24 protein-coding genes are annotated in these 18156 nt (G+C 69.2%); 20 read left to right on the top strand and 4 right to left on the bottom strand.

Features of this window, described 5'->3' with window-relative positions; genetic code table 11:
• Positions 1–17 precede the first annotated feature (17 nt).
• The 11 genes from soxC to J3S89_RS06970 all read left to right on the top strand — a co-directional run bounded on the left by soxC (position 18) and on the right by J3S89_RS06970 (position 9583).
• Complete coding sequence (soxC, locus tag J3S89_RS06920) at positions 18–1415, top strand: sulfite dehydrogenase (RefSeq protein ID WP_217926733.1); 1398 nt, start codon at positions 18–20, stop codon at positions 1413–1415.
• Positions 1399–2454 carry a c-type cytochrome gene (locus J3S89_RS06925; protein WP_217926734.1) on the top strand — a complete coding sequence of 352 codons (1056 nt, stop codon included), beginning with the start codon at positions 1399–1401 and terminating at the stop codon, positions 2452–2454. The genes soxC and J3S89_RS06925 overlap by 17 nt, the downstream gene beginning before the upstream one ends.
• Before the next feature lie 38 nt (positions 2455–2492).
• On the top strand, positions 2493–2963 hold the full coding sequence (gene soxY, locus J3S89_RS06930; RefSeq protein WP_217926735.1) for a thiosulfate oxidation carrier protein SoxY: 471 nt from the start codon (positions 2493–2495) through the stop codon (positions 2961–2963).
• A gap of 26 nt (positions 2964–2989) precedes the next feature.
• Positions 2990–3301, top strand: a complete 312-nt coding sequence (soxZ, locus tag J3S89_RS06935) for a thiosulfate oxidation carrier complex protein SoxZ (protein WP_217926736.1) — start codon at positions 2990–2992, stop codon at positions 3299–3301.
• A 57-nt stretch (positions 3302–3358) separates the two neighbouring features.
• Positions 3359–4174 (top strand): sulfur oxidation c-type cytochrome SoxA, encoded by an 816-nt coding sequence (gene soxA / locus J3S89_RS06940; RefSeq protein ID WP_217926737.1) that lies wholly within the window; start codon positions 3359–3361, stop codon positions 4172–4174.
• 11 nt (positions 4175–4185) lie between these two features.
• Positions 4186–4830 (top strand): sulfur oxidation c-type cytochrome SoxX, encoded by a 645-nt coding sequence (soxX, locus tag J3S89_RS06945; protein ID WP_217926738.1) that lies wholly within the window; start codon positions 4186–4188, stop codon positions 4828–4830.
• A gap of 113 nt (positions 4831–4943) precedes the next feature.
• Positions 4944–6662 carry a thiosulfohydrolase SoxB gene (gene soxB / locus J3S89_RS06950; RefSeq protein ID WP_217926739.1) on the top strand — a complete coding sequence of 573 codons (1719 nt, stop codon included), beginning with the start codon at positions 4944–4946 and terminating at the stop codon, positions 6660–6662.
• Positions 6663–6688: 26 nt separating this feature from the next.
• Positions 6689–7117 (top strand): DsrE family protein, encoded by a 429-nt coding sequence (locus J3S89_RS06955; protein WP_217926740.1) that lies wholly within the window; start codon positions 6689–6691, stop codon positions 7115–7117.
• An 11-nt stretch (positions 7118–7128) separates the two neighbouring features.
• A complete protein-coding gene (locus J3S89_RS06960) occupies positions 7129–8202 on the top strand; it encodes a YeeE/YedE family protein (protein WP_217926741.1) in 1074 nt (357 codons plus the stop codon).
• Complete coding sequence (locus tag J3S89_RS06965) at positions 8192–8536, top strand: hypothetical protein (protein WP_217926742.1); 345 nt, start codon at positions 8192–8194, stop codon at positions 8534–8536. Before J3S89_RS06960 ends, J3S89_RS06965 begins: the two co-directional genes overlap by 11 nt.
• A gap of 27 nt (positions 8537–8563) precedes the next feature.
• Positions 8564–9583, top strand: coding sequence for an MBL fold metallo-hydrolase (locus J3S89_RS06970; protein WP_217926743.1), 1020 nt, complete (start codon positions 8564–8566; stop codon positions 9581–9583).
• Positions 9584–9655: 72 nt separating this feature from the next.
• Here the strand turns inward: J3S89_RS06970 and J3S89_RS06975 are convergent, their stop codons facing one another.
• A complete protein-coding gene (locus J3S89_RS06975; RefSeq protein ID WP_217926744.1) occupies positions 9656–9802 on the bottom strand; it encodes a hypothetical protein in 147 nt (48 codons plus the stop codon).
• Between the two features lie 232 nt (positions 9803–10034).
• Here J3S89_RS06975 and J3S89_RS06980 point away from each other — a divergent pair, with 232 nt between their 5' ends.
• From J3S89_RS06980 to J3S89_RS06995, 4 genes are all read left to right on the top strand, one after another.
• Positions 10035–10484: a PRC-barrel domain-containing protein gene (locus J3S89_RS06980; protein WP_217926745.1), complete on the top strand. Its 450-nt coding sequence runs from the start codon at positions 10035–10037 to the stop codon at positions 10482–10484.
• A 66-nt stretch (positions 10485–10550) separates the two neighbouring features.
• Positions 10551–10742, top strand: coding sequence for a CsbD family protein (locus J3S89_RS06985; protein ID WP_217926746.1), 192 nt, complete (start codon positions 10551–10553; stop codon positions 10740–10742).
• A gap of 170 nt (positions 10743–10912) precedes the next feature.
• Positions 10913–11791 carry a formate/nitrite transporter family protein gene (locus tag J3S89_RS06990; RefSeq protein WP_217926747.1) on the top strand — a complete coding sequence of 293 codons (879 nt, stop codon included), beginning with the start codon at positions 10913–10915 and terminating at the stop codon, positions 11789–11791.
• Positions 11792–11899: 108 nt separating this feature from the next.
• Complete coding sequence (locus J3S89_RS06995) at positions 11900–12124, top strand: hypothetical protein (protein WP_217926748.1); 225 nt, start codon at positions 11900–11902, stop codon at positions 12122–12124.
• A 65-nt stretch (positions 12125–12189) separates the two neighbouring features.
• Here J3S89_RS06995 and J3S89_RS07000 read toward each other — a convergent pair whose 3' ends face one another.
• The gene (locus J3S89_RS07000) at positions 12190–13563 is read right to left on the bottom strand and encodes a sensor histidine kinase (protein ID WP_217926749.1); all 1374 of its coding nucleotides are present in this window, start codon (positions 13561–13563) and stop codon (positions 12190–12192) included.
• A gap of 38 nt (positions 13564–13601) precedes the next feature.
• Positions 13602–14402, bottom strand: a complete 801-nt coding sequence (locus J3S89_RS07005) for a response regulator (RefSeq protein WP_217926750.1) — start codon at positions 14400–14402, stop codon at positions 13602–13604.
• A gap of 223 nt (positions 14403–14625) precedes the next feature.
• Between J3S89_RS07005 and J3S89_RS07010 the strand changes: the two genes are divergently transcribed.
• On the top strand, positions 14626–14826 hold the full coding sequence (locus tag J3S89_RS07010) for a NepR family anti-sigma factor (RefSeq protein WP_217926751.1): 201 nt from the start codon (positions 14626–14628) through the stop codon (positions 14824–14826).
• Positions 14823–15374, top strand: coding sequence for a sigma-70 family RNA polymerase sigma factor (locus J3S89_RS07015; protein ID WP_217926752.1), 552 nt, complete (start codon positions 14823–14825; stop codon positions 15372–15374). The genes J3S89_RS07010 and J3S89_RS07015 overlap by 4 nt, the downstream gene beginning before the upstream one ends.
• A 77-nt stretch (positions 15375–15451) precedes the next feature.
• Here the strand turns inward: J3S89_RS07015 and J3S89_RS07020 are convergent, their stop codons facing one another.
• On the bottom strand, positions 15452–16495 hold the full coding sequence (locus tag J3S89_RS07020; RefSeq protein WP_217926753.1) for an AI-2E family transporter: 1044 nt from the start codon (positions 16493–16495) through the stop codon (positions 15452–15454).
• 343 nt (positions 16496–16838) lie between these two features.
• On the opposite strand from J3S89_RS07020, the gene J3S89_RS07025 reads away from it, so the two are divergent.
• The 3 genes from J3S89_RS07025 (at position 16839) to J3S89_RS07035 (ending at position 17979) form a co-directional block, all read left to right on the top strand.
• Positions 16839–17228: a hypothetical protein gene (locus J3S89_RS07025; RefSeq protein ID WP_217926754.1), complete on the top strand. Its 390-nt coding sequence runs from the start codon at positions 16839–16841 to the stop codon at positions 17226–17228.
• Entirely contained in the window at positions 17225–17617 is a 393-nt protein-coding gene (locus J3S89_RS07030; RefSeq protein WP_217926755.1) for a hypothetical protein, read from the top strand. Before J3S89_RS07025 ends, J3S89_RS07030 begins: the two co-directional genes overlap by 4 nt.
• A gap of 98 nt (positions 17618–17715) precedes the next feature.
• Positions 17716–17979: a hypothetical protein gene (locus J3S89_RS07035; protein WP_217926756.1), complete on the top strand. Its 264-nt coding sequence runs from the start codon at positions 17716–17718 to the stop codon at positions 17977–17979.
• The last annotated feature ends 177 nt before the right edge of the window (positions 17980–18156 follow it).

An 18156-nucleotide genomic window follows, 5' to 3' on the forward strand; every position in this document is an offset into this window, starting at 1 on the left:
GCGATCGAGGAGGGGCGATGACGAGACCGACGCGGACCATCGAGGAATCCACATTCGAAGGAGGCGGCGCGCGTCTCAGGCGGGCGCCGGAGGATTTCCTGTCGCCCGGCGAGATCGCCGAGGTCTCCAGCGGACGCCGTGGCTTCCTGCGCGGATCGTTCCTCGCCGCAGCCGCGGCCATGGCGGGCGGAAGCGTGGCCGGGGCCGGACGCGCCCTCGCCGCCGATGCCGCCGCCGGCGACGACGCCATTCTGAAATTGCCGCCGTGGTCGACCTCGCTCGGCCAGCCTGTCGCCGCCACCCCCTACGGGATGCCGTCGAAATACGAGACGGCGATGCAGCGCCGCCAGAGCCCGGGCCTGACCCAGGTCGCCGGCTCCAGCGTCTCCTTCATGCCGCTCCAGGGCATGTTCGGCATCATCACGCCCTCGGGCCTCCATTTCGAGCGCCATCACCAGGGCTGGCACGACATCGACCCGTCGCGCCATCGCTTCATGGTCAACGGCTCGACCCCCGACTTCGTGAAGAAGCCCAAGGTCTACACGCTCGACGATCTGATGCGGATGCCGTCGGTGTCGCGCATGCACTTCATCGAATGCGGCGCCAACACCGGCATGGAATGGGGCAACGTCGCGGTTCCGACCGTCCAGTACACCCACGGCATGCTGTCCTGCTCGGAGTTCACCGGCGTTCCGCTGATCACCCTGCTCGAGGACTGCGGCGCCGACCTGAAGAAGGGCAAGTTCGTCCTCGCCGAGGGCGCCGACGGCTCGTCGATGACCCGCACCATCCCGATGGAACTGGTCCTCTCCGGCGAGGTGATCGTCGCCTACGGCCAGAACGGCGAGATGCTGCGCCCCGAGAACGGCTATCCGTTGCGCCTCGTGGTCCCCGGCGTCCAGGGCGTCTCCTGGGTCAAATGGCTGCGCCGCGTCGAAGTCGGCGATGCGCCTTGGGCCACCAAGGACGAGGCCGACCACTACATCGACCTGATGCCCGACGGCCAGCACCGCCAGTATTCCTCGATCCAGGAGGCGAAGTCGGTCATCACCTCGCCCTCGGGCGGCCAGACCCTGCTCGACAAGGGCCATTACAACGTCACCGGCCTCGCCTGGTCGGGACGCGGCAAGATCAAGCGCGTCGACGTCTCCTTCGACGGCGGCATGAATTGGGTCGAGGCCCAGTTGCAGACCCCGGTTCTCTCCAAGTGCCTGACCCGCTTCAACGTCGGTTGGAACTGGGACGGCCGCCCGGCGATCCTGCAGTCGCGCGCCATCGACGAGACCGGCTTCGTCCAGCCCGGCTACCGCCAGCTGCGCGAGGTGCGCGGCACCCGCTCGATCTATCACAACAACGCCATCCAGTCCTGGAAGGTCGCGATGAACGGGGACGTGAGCAATGTTCAAGTTCTCTGACCGCCCCCGCCTGTTCTTCACCGCGCTCGCCTTCGCCGTCGTCGGCGGCGCCGGCGCGAGCTTCGCCCTCGACGACTTCTCCGGCGTCGGCCGTACCGCCACCCCGGCCGAGCTGAAGGCCTGGGACATCGACGTCCGCCCCGACTTCCTCGGCCTGCCCAAGGGCTCCGGCAGCGTCGATCAGGGCATGGACATCTGGGAGGGCAAGTGCGCCGTCTGCCACGGCACCTTCGGCGAGAGCAACAAGGTGTTCACGCCGTTGGTCGGCGGCGTCGAGAAGGAAGACCTGAAGACCGGCCACGTCGCCGCTCTCATGCGCAAGGACTTCCCGGCCCGCACCACCTTCATGAAGGTGCCGACCGTCTCGACGCTCTTCGACTACATCCGCCGCGCCATGCCGTGGAACGCGCCGAAATCGCTCGGCGACGACGAGGTCTACGCAGTGCTGGCCTATCTGCTCAATCTCTCGGACATCGTGCCGAGCGACTTCGTGCTGAACGATCAGACCATCCGCGACGTCCAGAAGATCATGCCCAATCGCAACGGCATGACCTTCGACCACGCCATGTGGCCGGGCAAGGCGCTCTCCGGCAAGGACGTCAAGCCGGACACGCACGCCGTCGCCTGCATGAAGGACTGCAAGACGGCGCCCGAGATCGCCTCGTCGCTGCCCGACTACGCGCTCGCCTCGCACGGCAACCTCGCCGACCAGAACCGCCGCGTCGGTCAGGTCCGCGGTCAGGTCACCGCCGCCTCCGAGGCCGCGGCGACGAGCGGCAAGCCGTCCGCGGCGGCGCTCGCCGAAGCGTCGGGCTGCCTCGGCTGCCATGCGGTGTCGAGCCGGCTGGTCGGCCCGAGCTATCTCGAGGTCGCCGACAAGTACAAGGGCAAGGACGTCTCCGCCCAGATCTTCGCCAAGGTTCGCGCCGGCGGCGAAGGGGTCTGGGGCGACATCGCCATGCCCCCTCAGGAAGAGATCAAGGACGAGGACCTGAAGACCCTCGTCGCCTGGATCCTCGACGGAGCTCCCACCAAGTGACGCGCCGAAGCGCGCAACCAAGCGGAGGAATGAAAGACATGACGTTCGAACCCCTGAGCCGACGGCGGCTCCTCACCCGCGCCGGAGCCCTCGGGCTCCTGGCGACGATCGGCACCCTGGTGACGCCGCGCCTCGTGCTGGCGGCCTGGAACAAGGCCGCCTTCGAGAGCAAGACCCTGCCCGAGACCTACAAGCTGATGGGTGCCGAGGGCGCGACCGAGAGCGGCGACGTCCAGATCCTCGCCTCCGACATCGCCGAGAACGGCGCGGTGGTGCCGGTCCAGGCGGTCAGCAAGCTTCCCGACACGACGCAGATCTCGTTCCTCGTCGAGAAGAACCCGAACATGCTCGCCGCCCTCTTCGACATCGGCCCCGACATGGTCCCCGACGTCACCACCCGCATCAAGATGGGCCAGACCTCGAACGTCGTCGTTCTGGTCAAGGCCGGCGGCAAGTACTTCACCGCGACCAAGGAAATCAAGGTCACGCTCGGCGGCTGCGGCGGCTGAGCCCCTCGCGATTTCAGGAGGAACACATGGGCAATCCGATGAAGATCCGCGCCGCGAGCAAGGACGGGATCACCGAAGTCAAGGTTCTGATGAGCCACGAGATGGAGACCGGCTTCCGCAAGGATGCCTCCGGCGCGCCGATCCCGGCGTGGTTCATCTCCGAGGTGACCGCCAAGCTCGGCGACAAGGTGGTGATGGAAGCGCAGTGGGGACCCTCGGTCTCCAAGAACCCCTTCCTCGCCTTCAAGATCAAGGGCGGCAAGGCCGGCGACAAGGTCACCATCACCTGGGTCGACAGCAAGGGCGACACCCGCACCGACACGGCGACGGTGACCTGATCACCGCCGCCGATCCGACGTCCATGACCAAGAAGAAGACCGGGGGGAGATGAGACCATGAAACGATGGCATGCCATCGGCATCGCGACCGCGTTGGCGGTCGTCGGTGCGTCGACCGGCGTCGTGTCGGCCGAAACCGACAAGTCGATCGAGAGCATCGAGCAGTACCGCGAGGCCCTGCGCGACGGCAATCCGGCGGAATTGTTCGAGGCGCAGGGCGAGGAGCTCTGGAAGACGCCGGCCGGCCCGAAGAACGTGTCGCTCGAGGGCTGCGATCTCGGCCTCGGCGCCGGCGTGGTGCAGGGGGCCTACGCCCATCTGCCGCGCTTCTTCAAGGACACCGGCAAGGTCCAGGACGTCGAATCCCGCGTCCTCACCTGCATGTCGACGCTCCAGGGCATCGACGTGAAGCCCTTGATCGACGCCAAGTTCAACACCCCCGAGAAGGACAGACTCGAGGCGATCGCGACCTACGTCTCGGGCCAGTCCAAGGGCGTGAAGGTCGAGGTCTCCCTGGTGCATCCGGAAGAGCGCAAGGCCTTCGAGCTCGGCAAGCGGATGTTCTACTACCAGGGCGGCCCGCACGACTTCTCCTGCTCGACCTGTCACGGGCAGGAAGGCGTGCGCATCCGTCTCCAGGAACTGCCGAACATCCCGACCCACAAGGGAGCCGCCGCCGGCTGGACCTCCTGGCCGGCCTATCGCGTCTCCGCCGGGCAGATGTGGGGCATGCAGTGGCGCCTCGCCGACTGCTTCCGCCAGCAGCGCTTCCCCGAGCCGATCTACGGGTCCGACGTCACCGTCGCCCTCTCCATGTACATGGCCGCCACCGCCAACGGCGCGACCATGGACACCCCCGGCATCAAGCGTTGAGGAGGCGGGACATGTCGACCACCGTGAAATCCCTGTCCGCCGTCGCGCTTCTCCTCGTCCTCGGCACGGCCTCGGCCGGCGCCGGCGAAGGCCCGTGGGGACCGGGCGCCGACGACGCGTCCTTCAAGGCGATGTTGAAGAGCGGCTTCCGCTCCAAGGGCATCGCCACGCTCGCCCGTCTCGACCAGGACGAGACCCAGGCCTTCTGCTCCGATCCCGACAACGTCTCGGGCAAGACCGGGGAGAAGAAGCGCGCCGAGATCGAGGCCGCCAATCTGGCGACCGTCAAGTGGCCGAGCGACGGCGTCTGGCTCGGCGACTACAAGGAAGGCGAGAAGGTCGCCCAGAGCGGGCGCGGCCTCACCTCGACCGACAAGGCCGACATGGTCAACGGCGGCAATTGCTACAATTGCCATCAGCTCTCGCCGAAGGAGATCTCCTACGGCACCATCGGCCCGAGCCTCTATCAGTATGGCAAGCTGCGCGGCGACACCGACGAGGTGAAGCGCACCACCTGGGCCAAGATCTGGAACTCCAAGGCCTCCAACGCCTGTTCCAACATGCCCCGGGCCGGCCACATGGGGATCGTCACCGAGAAGCAGATCAAGGACCTGATGGCCCTCCTGCTCGATCCCGCCTCGCCGGTCAATCAATGAGGCCGAACCCGACCGGACACCCTCCGGTCGGGTCCCGTTCGGCGCGACGATCGGCCGGGCCGATCCCGTCGACCGCACCAGAGTCCAGATCCGCAACATCGAGGCGAAGCGCCATGAATCGTCGTGACTTTCTCCAGCTTCTCGCGGCGGCGGGCGCCTCGGGCATGGCGCTTCCCACCGACATCGCGCGCGCCGAAAAGGCCGCCGACCGTCTCTACGACGCCCCCGCCTTCGGCAACGTGTCGCTCCTCCACATCACCGACTGCCACGCCCAGCTGAAGCCGATCTGGTTCCGCGAGCCGAGCGTCAATCTCGGCGTCGGCGCGATGAAGGGCCGCGCCCCCCACGTCGTCGGCAAGGCCTTCCTCGCCGAATTCGGCATCGCCGCCGACACGCCCGAGGCCCATGCGCTGACCTGTCTCGACTTCGAGCGCTTCGCGCCGATCTACGGCAAGGTCGGCGGCTTCGCTCATCTCGCCACCCTGGTGAAGCGGATCCGCGCGACCCGTCCCGGCGCGCTCCTCCTCGACGGCGGCGACACCTGGCAGGGCTCCGGCACCGCGCTCTGGACCAAGGGCCAGGACATGGTCGACGCCGCCAAGCTCCTCGGCATCGACATCATGACGCTCCATTGGGAGTGCACCTACGGTCAGGACCGCGTCAAGGAGGTCGCCGAGGGCGACTTCGCCGGTCACATCGAGATCGTGGCGCAGAACATCAAGACCGCCGACTTCGGCGATCCGGTCTTCAAGCCCTACACGATGCGCGACGTCAACGGGGTCAAGGTGGCCGTGGTCGGTCAGGCCTTCCCCTACACGCCGATCGCCAATCCCCGTTGGATGGTGGCCGACTGGACCTTCGGGATCCAGGAGGAGAACATGCAGAAGACGGTCGACGACGCCCGCGCCGAGGGCGCCAAGGTCGTGATCGTCATCTCCCACAACGGCATGGACGTCGACCTGAAGATGGCCTCGCGGGTCTCCGGCATCGATGCCATTCTCGGCGGCCACACCCACGACGGCATGCCCAAGCCCACCATCGTCTCGAACCCGGGCGGCAAGACGCTGGTCACCAACGCCGGCTCCAACGGCAAGTTCCTCGGCGTGCTCGATCTCGACGTCAAGGACGGCAAGGTCTCCGACTTCCGCTATCGCCTGCTGCCGGTCTTCGCCAATCTGCTCACCGCCGACGCCGACATGGACGTGCTCATCACCAAGGTGCGGGCGCCCTACGAGGCCAAGCTCGCCGAGAAGCTGGCGGTGAGCGAGGGTCTCCTCTATCGCCGCGGCAACTTCAACGGCTCCTTCGATCAGGTCATCGTCGACGCGCTGATCGCCGAGAAGGACGCCGAGATCGCCTTCTCGCCCGGCTTCCGCTGGGGCACGACGGTGCTTCCCGGCGAGGCGATCACCATGGAGAACGTGCTCGATCAGACCGCGATCACCTATCCGACGACCACGCTGACCAACATGACCGGCGCGCAGATCAAGGAAGTGCTCGAGGACGTCTGCGACAACCTCTTCAACGCCGACCCCTATTATCAACAGGGCGGCGACATGGTCCGCGTCGGTGGCATGAGCTACGTCTGCGACCCGACCGCGACCATCGGCAAGCGCATCGACGACATGCGCCTCGGCGGCGAGCCGATCGAGGCCGGCAAGACCTACAAGGTGGCGGGCTGGGCGCCGGTGTCGGAGGCCGCCCGCGACGCCGGCGGCGAGCCGATCTGGGATCTCGTCGCCCGCCATCTGAGATCGCAGAAGACGGTGAAGCCGCCCCATCTCGATCTGCCGACGCTGCGCAACATGGACGGCAATCCCGGCGCGCTCTGAACGACGCCGACAAGGGGAGGAAATCGATGACCAGGCTCGCTTCGCTGCGGCATCTCCTGATGCTGATCTTCCTGTGCTTCGCCGCGCCCGCCTTCGCCGGCGACGCGGTCGTCTATCACATCGACGACGCCCAGGTTCAGGGCCTCAAGGGCCTGCGCAACATCCGCAACCACCTCGACGTCGCCCCCGACACCAAGATCGTCGTGGTCACCCACGCCGACGGCGTCGATCTGCTGATGGAAGGCGCCAAGGACCTGAAGAACAACGTCGAATATGCCCCGCTCATCGCCGCGCTGAAGGCCAGCGGCGTGACCTTCGAGGTCTGTGAGATCACCATGAAGCGGCGCAAGCTGACCAAGAACCAGTTCGTCATGGACGCCGACTTCACGCCTTCCGGCGTGGTCCGCCTGACCCAACTCCAGTTCCGCGACCACTACGCCTACATCAAGCCCTAGAAGGCATCGCCATGCTCGAGCGCCTGATAGACCTCCTCGGCGATCAATGGGCGCTCGCGCTCGGCGGCGGCGTGATCGGCGTGCTGTTCGGCGCGCTCGCCCAACGCTCCCGCTTCTGCCTGCGCGCGGCGACCCTCGAGGTGGCCCACGGTTACCTCGGCGGACGTCTGGCGATCTGGCTCTTCACCTTTTCGACCGCCCTGATCGTCACCCAGTTGCTCATCGTCGGCGGTCTCTTCGACACCGGCACCGTCCGCCAGCTGAACAACACCGGCTCGCTCTCCGGGGCGATCATCGGCGGTCTGATGTTCGGGTGCGGCATGACGCTGACGCGCGCCTGCGCCAGCCGCATGCTGGTCCTCTCCGCGACCGGCAATCTGCGCGCCCTCCTCTCCGGCCTCGTCTTCGCCGTGGTCGCCCAAGCGGCGCGCGACGGCGCCCTGTCGCCGTTCAGGAGCTGGGTCAACGCCTTGTGGACGATCGACGGCAACTCGCGCGATCTCCTCGGCCTGACCGGCGTCGGCCATGTCGGCGGCGCCCTGTTCGGTGCCCTGTGGCTCGCCCTCGGCCTCACCATCGCGATCCGCAACCGGGTGCCGTGGTTCTATTGGGTCGGCGCGGCGGGGGTCGGGGGAACCGTCGCACTGGCGTGGTGGTTCAACTTCACCATGGCGGCCACCTCCTTCGAACTGGTGCCGGTGCATGCGCTGAGCTTCACCTCGCCCTCGGCCGACGTGCTGATGTACACGCTGACCCCGCCCGGCTCGAAGCTGAGTTTCGATCTCGGCCTCATCCCCGGCGTGGTGATCGGCGCCTTCCTGGCCGGCGCCCTCGGTCGCGATCTGAAGCTCGAGGGCTTCGACAGCGGCACGGCCATGCGCCGCTACATCGCCGGCGGTTGCCTGATGGGCTTCGGCGGCGTGCTCGCCGGGGGCTGCGCGGTCGGCGCCGGCGTCTCCGGCGCTTCGGTCTTCGCGCTGACCTCCTGGATCGTCCTGTGGTCGATGTGGATCGGCGCCGTCCTCACCGACAGGATCGTCGACGGCCGCCCGGCGCCACGGGAGGGCATGATCCATGCGCTCTGAGATCGCCCTGTCGCTCGCCCTCGGGCTCGCCGGCCTCGCCTGGGCGGCATCCCTCGCCGGCTCGCGTGCCGGCGAGACCGCCGATCCGGCCACGCTCGAAACGGGCCGCCGCCTCCTCGCCGAGAACGACTGCAACGGCGCCTGCCACGCGAGGCGCGCGACCGACGGCGAGGCGCTCTCGCTCTACACGCCCTTCGAACGGCGCATTCAGACGCGCGCCGATCTGCGTCGGCAGGTCGAGAGCTGCGTCTCGCACCTCGGCTCGATGATCTTCCCCGAAGAGATCGAGTCGGTCGCCGCCGCCCTCGACCACGACCATTACCATTTCGAGTGAGGCCCTCGGGCCTCTGGGAGACCGTCCATGGCCTTGACCCGCCGCAGCCTGCTCGCCGGAAGCGCCGCGACCGCCGCCGTCGTCGGCACCGGCACCGTCTTCTTCGAGGAGATCGCCGAAGCCGCGACCGAGGTCGCCGCCTTCGTCAAGGGACCGCCGGTGCCCGACCGGCCGCTCGAGCGGATCAGCCCGCACGTCTTCATGATCAAGGCGCCCGACGGCTTCCCGACGCCGGAGAACCAGGGGCTGATGTCGAACGTCACCTTCGTGGTCGGCGATCGCGGTGTCGTCGTGGTCGACAGCGGCGCCTCGCTGCAGATCGCCGAAATGTCGATCCGCCAGTTGAAGAAACTGACGGAAAAGCCGGTGATCGGCATCGTCAACACCCATTATCACGGCGATCACTGGCTCGGAAATCAGGGCTTCCTCGCCGCCTACGGCAAGGACGTGCCGATCCACGCCCATCCCGGCACCCGCGCCGCGATCGAGGGCACGACCGGCTCCTTCTGGCACGAGGCCATGGTCAAATGGACCAACGAGGCGACGCTCGGCACCGAGATCGTGCCGCCGAACCATGACATCGGCCACGGTTTCGAGATCTCGCTCGGCGACGTCGCCCTGCGCATGCATCACTACGGCACCGCTCACACGCCGTCCGACATCCTCGTCGAGGTGCTCGACGACGGCGTCTGCTGCGTCGGCGACGTGCTGATGGATCGCCGCATCGCCAACATGGACGACGGCTCCTATCCCGGCACCTTCGAGACGCTCGACAAGGTGGTCGAAACGAGCAAGACGACGATCTGGCTGCCCGCCCACGGCGACGCCGGCCCCGGCGTCCTCGCCTGGCATCGCGACCTCTTCATGGGCATCTGGGAATCCTGCGTCGAGGCGGTGAAGCAGAACATCCCGCTCGAGGGCGCGCTCGCCTTCGCCCTGAAGGACCCGCGCGTCTCCTCCCGCGCCGCCGAGACCAAGGGCTGGGACCGCAACATCGGCAAATACGTGAGCCTCGCCTATCTCGAGGCCGAACAGGCGCAGTTCTGACGCCGAACCCTCCGAGACCGACGCCCCGCGGGGGCGGAGGGCGACGCTCCTCCGCCCCCTCGGCCCATCGCCTCACTTCTTCTCGATCGACACCCCGTGATCGCCGATGGAGATCTCGACACCGTCCGCCGGCTTGCGCTCCTCGTGCAACTGCCAGGCGAGAACGCCGACGCCGGCGGCGAGAACGACCACCAGGGCGATGAGAACACTGCGTGTCATGAGGCGCTCCTTTCGCGTGAAAATGCTCATGCGCGAAAGCAACGCCCTCGCACCGCCTCCGGTTCCCACACCTCCGCGAATTCCGGTCTTGGCATTTTTCGACCGATCCGTGGAACCGGACCGGCCTCTCGCGTGTTGTTCGGACAGTCGCTCGACGATGAGCTTCTATCGCTCGTCGAAGATCAGCGACGTCAAAAGACGAAAAGTCGACGACACTCGAAAGGACTTTCGAATGAACAAGACTGTTCTGCTCGCCGCCACGCTCGCCACCGTCACCTTCGGCGCCGCCCAGGCCGCCGGCACCATGTCGACCGACGTGCCGAAGACCACCACCGTCGGCACCCCCTCGACCGTGGCGCCGATGGTGACCGCCGCGACGACGCCGATCGCCACCACCCGACCCGGCGACCACCTGACCTCCGAGATCGTCGGCCGGAACGTCTATGCGAGGACCGGCGAGAAGATCGGCGACGTGAACGATCTCCTGGTCGACGGATCCGGCAAGGTCACCGGCGTGGTGATCGGCGTCGGCGGCTTCCTCGGTGTCGGCGAGAAGGCGGTCGCCCTGCCCTACGCCGCCCTGACCACCACCCTCGACGACAAGGGCGAGCGACGCCTGACCGTCGACGTCACCAAGGACACCCTCCAGAAGGCCCCGACCTTCGAACGGGCCGAGGGCTGATCCCGCGCCCTCCGCACGCTCGGACCGATCCGAGACCCCTTCCCATCGAACCGAAAGGAACCCGCCATGAGCGCCACCACCGACAAGATCGAAGGTTACGCCGACGAAGTCGCCGGCAAGGCCAAGCAAGCCGCCGGCAAGATGCTCGACGACCCGAAGCTGCGCGCCGAGGGCCTCGCCCAGGAGGCCGCCGGCGACGCCAAGAAGGCGATCGGCAAGGGCAAGGACGCCCTGAAGAAGGCGATCGACGACATGTGACGATCGATCGCTCCGCAGATCCCCCGGCCCGCTCGAAGCGACCCTTCGGGCGGGCCGTCTCGTCCGTCGACACCGGCACGACGCCGATGACGATCCCACGAAGAGCGGAACCGATCCCCGCGCCCCCGCGTTTTCCCCGCCATCGACGACCGACGAACGAGGAGCCGCCCATGGCCGCCGACGACGTCCCCCCGCGCGACACCCGCCCCGCCGCCCGCCGCGCCGACCACATCGCCGCCGAGGAGCGGATCGTCCGCCTGACGGAGGAGGAGGCCGCCGCCGTCGACGGCGCCCGCATTCCCTCCGCCGCCGTCTCCCACGAGATCATCCGCCGGCACGGGCTCGTCGAGCTCAATCGCTCGAGCCTCGCCCTGATGTGGTCGGGCCTCACCGCCGGCCTCGTCATCGGCGTCTCGGTGCTCGCCAAGGCGGTGCTGCACCAGCCGCCGATCGACGGCGCCGCCAAACTGCTGCTCGGCGGGCTCGGCTATTCGCTCGGCTTCGTGCTGGTCGTCCTCGGCCGCATGCAGCTCTTCACCGAGAGCACGATCACCGCCGTGCTGCCGGTCGCCACCCACCCGAGCCGCAAGAACCTGCGCGATCTCGCCCGTCTCTGGGCGATCGTCTTCGCCGCCAACATGGTCGGCACTTTCCTCTTCGCCCTCGGCGCGACTCATGGCGGGCTTTCCGAGGAGCTGCGCGCCGGCATGGTCGAGGTGTCGCGCTCGATCCTCCACTTCTCCTTCTCCGGCGCGGTGGCGGCGGGGGTGCCGGCCGGCTTCCTGATCGCCGCGCTGGTGTGGATCCAATCCCGCCTCGACGGCGAGCGGCTGGTCGCCGTGGTGCTGTTGACCGGGCTGATCGACGTCGGACACTTCGCCCATGTCGTCGCCGGCTCGGCGGAGGCCTGGATCCTCGCGCTGACCGGCGAGGCGAGCCTCGGACGATCGGTCTCCTTCGTCGCCGCGGCCTTCCTCGGCAACGTCGCCGGCGGCAGCCTGCTCTTCTCCCTCCTCGCTCATGCCCAGGTCCGGTCCGACCAGGACTGAGACCCGCGGGCCTCCGCCCGCGATTTCCCCGAGCCCGTTCGGGAACGAAATCGGCCGTGCCGCGTTGACGTCGTGAAGTCCAGACGGAAACCGCTTCGGGAGATCGAGATGACGCACTCCGCGAGACCCGGCCTGCGCCTCTTGTCCATCGCGACCTATCTGTCGCTCGTCGGCCTGTTCTCGACCGCCGGCTCGCTGTGGGTTCTGACCCACGGCGTCGACGGTCGCGCCCTGCTCTGGGTGAGCTGGCTCTCCGTGCTCGGCGCCTTCGTCGCCCTGCCGGCGTCGTTCCTCACCGTCCGCCGTCTCGGCCGGACCGCCACCCCGCTCTGACCCCGATGCCTCGACCGACGCATCCGCGACGGCCCTTCGACACGCCCGTCGAGGGCCGCGCGGGATCAGGTCGGCTCGAGCGCGGCGAGCGGCCCGTCGAGGCGATAGCGCGTCGCGTCCGCCTCGATCGCGAGCGTGGCGACGCCGCCGACGGCGCGCGGCAGGTGCCGCTCGAGGAACACCCGCCCGAACCCCTCGCGCAGCGCCTCGCCCGGCGGGCCCGACCGTTCCCAGGTGAAGACGAAGCGCCCTTCGCCCTCCCGCCACGCGATCTCGTCGCGCTCCTCGGCGTCGCCGGCGCCCCGGGCCTCGACGAAGAGCTCGTGCAGGGCCAGAGCGAAATTCTGCGCCGCCTCGGGCGACAGGCGCCGGTCGGGCACGTCGGCGCGGAACGATCGGTGCGTGCCGACACCGACGCAGTCGCGTTCCCGCGCGATCAGCTCGCGCAGCCCCACCCCACGCCACAGCTCCTCCACCAGGATCTCGTGGACGCGTGAGAGCGCCTGAAGACGGCCGTTGAAGAGGTCGAGGAACTCCGCCTCCCCCGGCCGACCGACCCGGCTCTGCCGGGCGATGCCCTGGACGACGGCGAGGAGGTTCTTGGAACGGTGGGTCAGTTCCCGGAGCACCTCGCGCATCTGGCGCTCGTGCTCCTTGTGCCGGGTGATGTCGACCGAGACCGTGATCACCCCGACGACCTCGCCGGCCTGCGTCAACGGTTCGATCCGGCCCTCGTACCACGCGTCGGCAGCGCCGGGCATCGCCACCTCGAAACGCTCCGCCTGCCCCGTCGCCATGACGCGCCGCTTCACCACGCCTTGCGCGGCGGCGGTCGAGGCCGGAAGAACCTCCTCCGGCGAGCGGCCGACGGGATCGACCCCGCCGAGGGTCGCGGGCGCGTTGTACATCCAGGTGTAGCGGAGATCGCGGTCCTGTTCGGCCACCGCGATGGTGCTGCCGGAGAGCGCGATCTCGAAGCGGCGCCGTTCCAGTTCGAGTTCGCGGGTGCGCTCGACCACGCGGCGTTCGAGCTCCGCGTTGAGCCGGCGCGTCTCCTCGACGAGCGCCTGGCGCGCCTCCCGCTCCTCCTCGAGCCGCCGGTTGACCTCGACCAGTTCGCGCCGCGTCGGCATCGTCAGGAGACGCGGCACCAGCGGCCACATGGCGAAGGCGGCGACGAGCGCGATGCCCGCCGCGAAGGCCTCCAGCACGTGGAGCGCCGCCGCCCCGGGGATCCGGGCGACTAGGAAGCCGACGACTCGCGTCGCCGCCAGCGCCAGCACGAAGACGGCGATCACCGCCGTCACGCCCGCGAAGCCGCCGGCCCGCCCTCGCATGCGCGTCATGTACCAGCCGACCGCCGCCATCGCCGACAGCGACGACACCACGGTGACGACGTCGACGATCGCGTGAAGGTTGGCGAGATCCTCCGAGGTCAACGGCCCTCGTCTCCGATCGGGGGGTTCGTGGGAAGGCCTCAGGCGGACCGCGCGAGGCCCGACGACGCGGCGGTGTCGAAGAACAGCGCCTGCGAGACGATCGCCTTCACCGTGTCCTCGCGGAACGGCTTGGCGATCAGGAAGGTCGGCTCCGGCCGTGTGCCCGTCAGCAACATCTCGGGATAGGCGGTGATGAAGATCACCGGCACCTCGAAGTCGGCGAGAATGTCGTTGACCGCGTCGAGACCGGACGACCCGTCGGCGAGGCGAATGTCGGCGAGCACCAGCCCCGGACGGGTGCGCCGCGCCATCTCCACCGCTTCCGCGCGGGTGCGGGCATTGCCGACCACGGTGTGGCCGAGCGATTCCACCAGCGCCTCGAGATCCATCGCGATGATCGGCTCGTCCTCGATGACGAGCACGCGCGAGGAGACCTGTTCGCCGATCTGGCGCGAGGCCTCGCCGAGAAGTTCGCCGAGGACGTCGTCGCCGACCCCGAGGATGGTCGCGGCGTCCGCGGTCGAGAAACCCTCGACCGCGGCGAGGAGAAAGGCTTGGCGCGGCAGCGGCGTGAGCGCCTCGATCCGGCGATCGGCGACGGTCTCGGGTCCCACCTCCTCGGCCAGACGGTTCATCGGATTGGCGTTCCAGACCGAGGAGAAGAGGCGGTAGACCGCGACGCGCGGCTCGAGCGACCGATCGAACCCGCTCGGATCGGCGACCAGCGTCTCGAGCATCGCCACGACGTGGTTGTCGCCGCTCGCCTGCGAGCCGGAGAGCGCGCGAGCGTAGCGGCGGAGCAGAGGAAGCTGCGGAGAGATGAGTGCGGTGATGGACATGAGCCGTCTTTCCGTATGAACGAGCGCGAGAGCCGAAACCATGCGACCCTCCTCGACGTCCTCAACGCCCGTCGCGCCGATCGGTTCCACCCTCCTCGAAAGTTTTTTCCGCGCGCCATGGGAACCGTCGGCTCGCTCGCGCGTTCGACTATGGAGAGCCCAGACCTTTCCATCCCCGGGACCGCCGCACCGGCGCGACGGCTCCCAGCGAAGAGCGCCCCGCATGTCCGACCACGAGCACCCCACCCGCCGCCCGACAGGCACCCGTGATCCGATCCAGACCCATCTCGGATCGAAACTCCGCGAATTCTACGGATCGATCCTCGCCGAACCCGTTCCCGACCGCCTGACCTCGCTTCTCGACCAGCTCGAGAAACAGGAACGCGCGACCGCGATCGCGCCGGCGGAGAAGGAGGAGAAATGACGGAGATCACCGCTCTGAAGACGGCGCTCCTCGCCGAGTTGCCATCGTTGCGCGCCTTCGCCATCTCCCTGACCGGAAGCCCCGATCGCGCCGACGATCTGGTGCAGGAGACGGTCATGAAGGCCTGGGCCGCGCGCGCCTCCTTCACCGAGGGGACGAGCCTGCGCGCCTGGCTCTTCACCATCATGCGCAACACCTGTTTCAGCCAGTATCGCAAGGCGCGCCGCGAGGTCCAGGACACCGACGGCGAGGCCGCCGCGCGGCTCGTCTCGACCCCGGCCCAGCACGGCCATCTCGACCTCGCCGATTTCCGCACCGCCCTCGACGAACTGGTCCCCGACCAGCGCGAGGCGCTGATCCTGGTCGGCGCGTCGGGCTTCTCCTACGAGGAGGCGGCCGAGATCTGCGGCTGCGCGGTCGGCACCATCAAGAGCCGGGTCAACCGCGCCCGCCAGCGGCTGATGCAGCTGATGTCGATCGACGGGCTCGACGACATCGGCGCGAGCACCGGCCCGATCGCCGCCGACCGTCCCGCCGTCGCACTCTGATCCCGCCGCCCTCCGGCCGACGCGAACGAAACCCCGCCGCTCCACTCCGGAGCGGTGGGGTTCTTCTTTCGCCGCCGTCAGTCGGGCAGCGCGCCCGGCGCCGCGCCGCTCGACGCCTCGCGCAGAGTTCGCGCCACGAGCAGGATCGGCACGGCGAGTACCGCCCCCATCGCCCCCCACATCCACGACCAGAACACGATCGCGACGAAGACGAGGAACGGATTGATCTCGAACTTCCGCCCGAGGATCGAGGGAATGACGGCGTTCTCGCAGGCGAGATGGACGACGAGAAAGCCGAGCGCCGGCCACAGCGCCGCGACGAGGCTCTCCTGCGCGAGAAATCCCGCCGAGGCGAGCGCGAAGGCGACGATCGCCGGCCCGAGGAACGGCACGAAGCTGAGCAGCATCGTCACCACTCCCCACAGCGGCGGATTGGCCAAGCCCCCGCTCCAGGCGAGGAGCGCCGTCATCAGGCCGACGCCGAGATAGATCACCGCCGTCGTGCCGAAGAAGGTGGCGAGCGCCGTCTCGGCCGAATTGAAGACGCGGATCATCGCCAGCCGCCGATCGCGATCGCCGAAGGAGAGGATCGCCCGCCGCCGCAACGACGCCCGCCCGGCGACGAAGAAGACCAGCGTGGCGAGGAAGATCAGCACCTCGCCGAGCGCCGGCGTCAGCCCGCCGAGAAAGCTCGTGACCGCGTTCATGTCGACCGAGGAGGCGATCCGCCCCAGCCGCCCGGCGATCGGCGACCCGTCGACGAGACCGCCGCTCCCGACGAGCCGCGCGTCGACCGCGATGAACAGACGATCGGCGAGACGGTCCAGGCGCGCGACCATCTCCGGCGCGCGGTCGGCGATGCCGCCGATCGCCTCGGCGACCGCCGTGCCCAGGAAGAACAGGCCGACCCCGGTCACGCCGACGAGGCCCATCGCCGCGACCAGGGGCGGCACGCCGATGCGCTGGCCGCGATCGCCGACATGGGCGAGCACCGAACCGAGGATCACCGCCGCCGTCATCGGCACGACCAGCGCCGCCGCCGCATGGAGCGCGACGAGGAGTGCCAGGACGAAGAGACCGACCGAGGCCGGCCCGCTCCACTCGGAGAGCGTGGGAAACATCCCTCGGGCGCCTCCCGGCGCGGCGCCCTCGGCGGACGAGGACGGGAGCGGGGGGAAACGTTCGGGTCGGTTCAAGGCGGAGATCTCCCGGCTGATCCCGGCCGCCCGAAATTCGGGTGGCCTCGAATGAGATGCGGCACCCGACGGTGCCCCGCCGGTCAATGCGCCGAGCCGGGAAAAGTTCCGCGTCTCCCGGCCGTCGGCGGCGAGGGAACCGGACGCCGTCTCGGCGGTTGTCCTCTCGAACCACGCGCTCGGTCGCGGCGCGATCGCCCCGCCCCGAGCGCCCACGGCCCCGGCCGTCTTCCCCTCCCCCGATCCGAGACCCGAGAAAGGACGCACCATGACCCGCACCCTCCGTGACGCGACCGCCGCCGACCTCCGCGAGACGACCGACGCGGCCATCTCCGGCGCCGGCGCGAAAGTCGCCGACGAGGCCGAGGCGATCGTCGGCTCCGCCCGCGACGCGCTCGCCGAGATGCGCCGCATCGTCGACGCCTTCGCCGCCGCGACCGGCGAGAAGGTCGAGATCGCCGCGCAGGCCGTCGGCGAGACCGGAACCGAGACCGCGCGCCGCGTCGGCGCCCTCGTCGAGGACGCCCGCGACCTCGGCCGCGACGGTCTCGAGCGCGTCGCCGAACGGGTCGCCGAGCGTCCCTTCGCCGCGCTCGCCGTGGCGGCCGGCGTCGGCCTCGCCCTCGGCTTCCTGACCCGGCCGGGCAGCGATCGATGAGCGCCGGCCGCCTCCTCGGGCTCGACGGCGCGCTCCTGCGCCATCGCGGCCTCCTCGCCGCCGTCGCTGCGGCGACGGCCACGCTGGCGATCGCGGTCGCGATCGGCGCGCTCGCCTGCGCCGCCCAGATCGTGCTCGCCCGCCATGTCGCGCCGGAGATCGCCGCGCTGATCGTCGCCGCCGCCGCCTTCGTGATCGCGGTCCTGGCGAGCCTCGGCTTCTTCTCGGTAGTGACGCGCACCCGGCGCGACGTGCACCGCGCGGTCGCCACCAGCGCCGTGGCGACGCTCGCCCCGACGGCTCTCTCCCTCGCCCTGCGCCACACCCGCCTCGCCGGGGTCGCCGCCGCCGCCGGCATCGGCTTCTGGCTGGCGCGCCGCGCGCGCTGAAGAAATCCGCCGCCGGCGCGGAACTCTCCCGCGATCGCGGCGTTGTTCCTCGGTGGCCACCGAAGTTTGAAGCACTTCCCATCGACAAGGAGGTACCCATGACCGCCAAATCGACCGTGATCGCGCTTCTGAGCGCCGCTCTCTTCCTCGGAACTTCCGCCGCCACGGCCACCTTCGCCGTCGACGCCGACCACGCCGCCCCGCGCTCCGCCTCCGATCCCGCATCCTGCCCGCCCGAGGCCTGCAGCGTGGTGATCAAGACCGCCGCCGGCGGCGAGCCGAGCCGCATCCTCGCCCCGGCCGTCGCGCCGAAGACCGATCCCGCAACCGGCCTCGTCCTGGTGGCCGACGCCCTCGACTGAGGCCTGAGCCGAGACCGGGCACGGCCCGCCCGTCTCGCGACCATGTCTCGCCCATCTCACGTCTACGTCTCGCCGACGTCTCGCAGATCACGGAGCCGCCGCGTCCCCCCCTGGCGGCGGCTCGACCAGAGAGGCGAACGCCCCCGCGCCTCGCGATCCGCGGTGTCCCCGACCCGC

The organism is Pinisolibacter aquiterrae, from assembly GCF_019160155.1.
GTDB classification, from domain to species: domain Bacteria; phylum Pseudomonadota; class Alphaproteobacteria; order Rhizobiales; family Ancalomicrobiaceae; genus Pinisolibacter; species Pinisolibacter aquiterrae.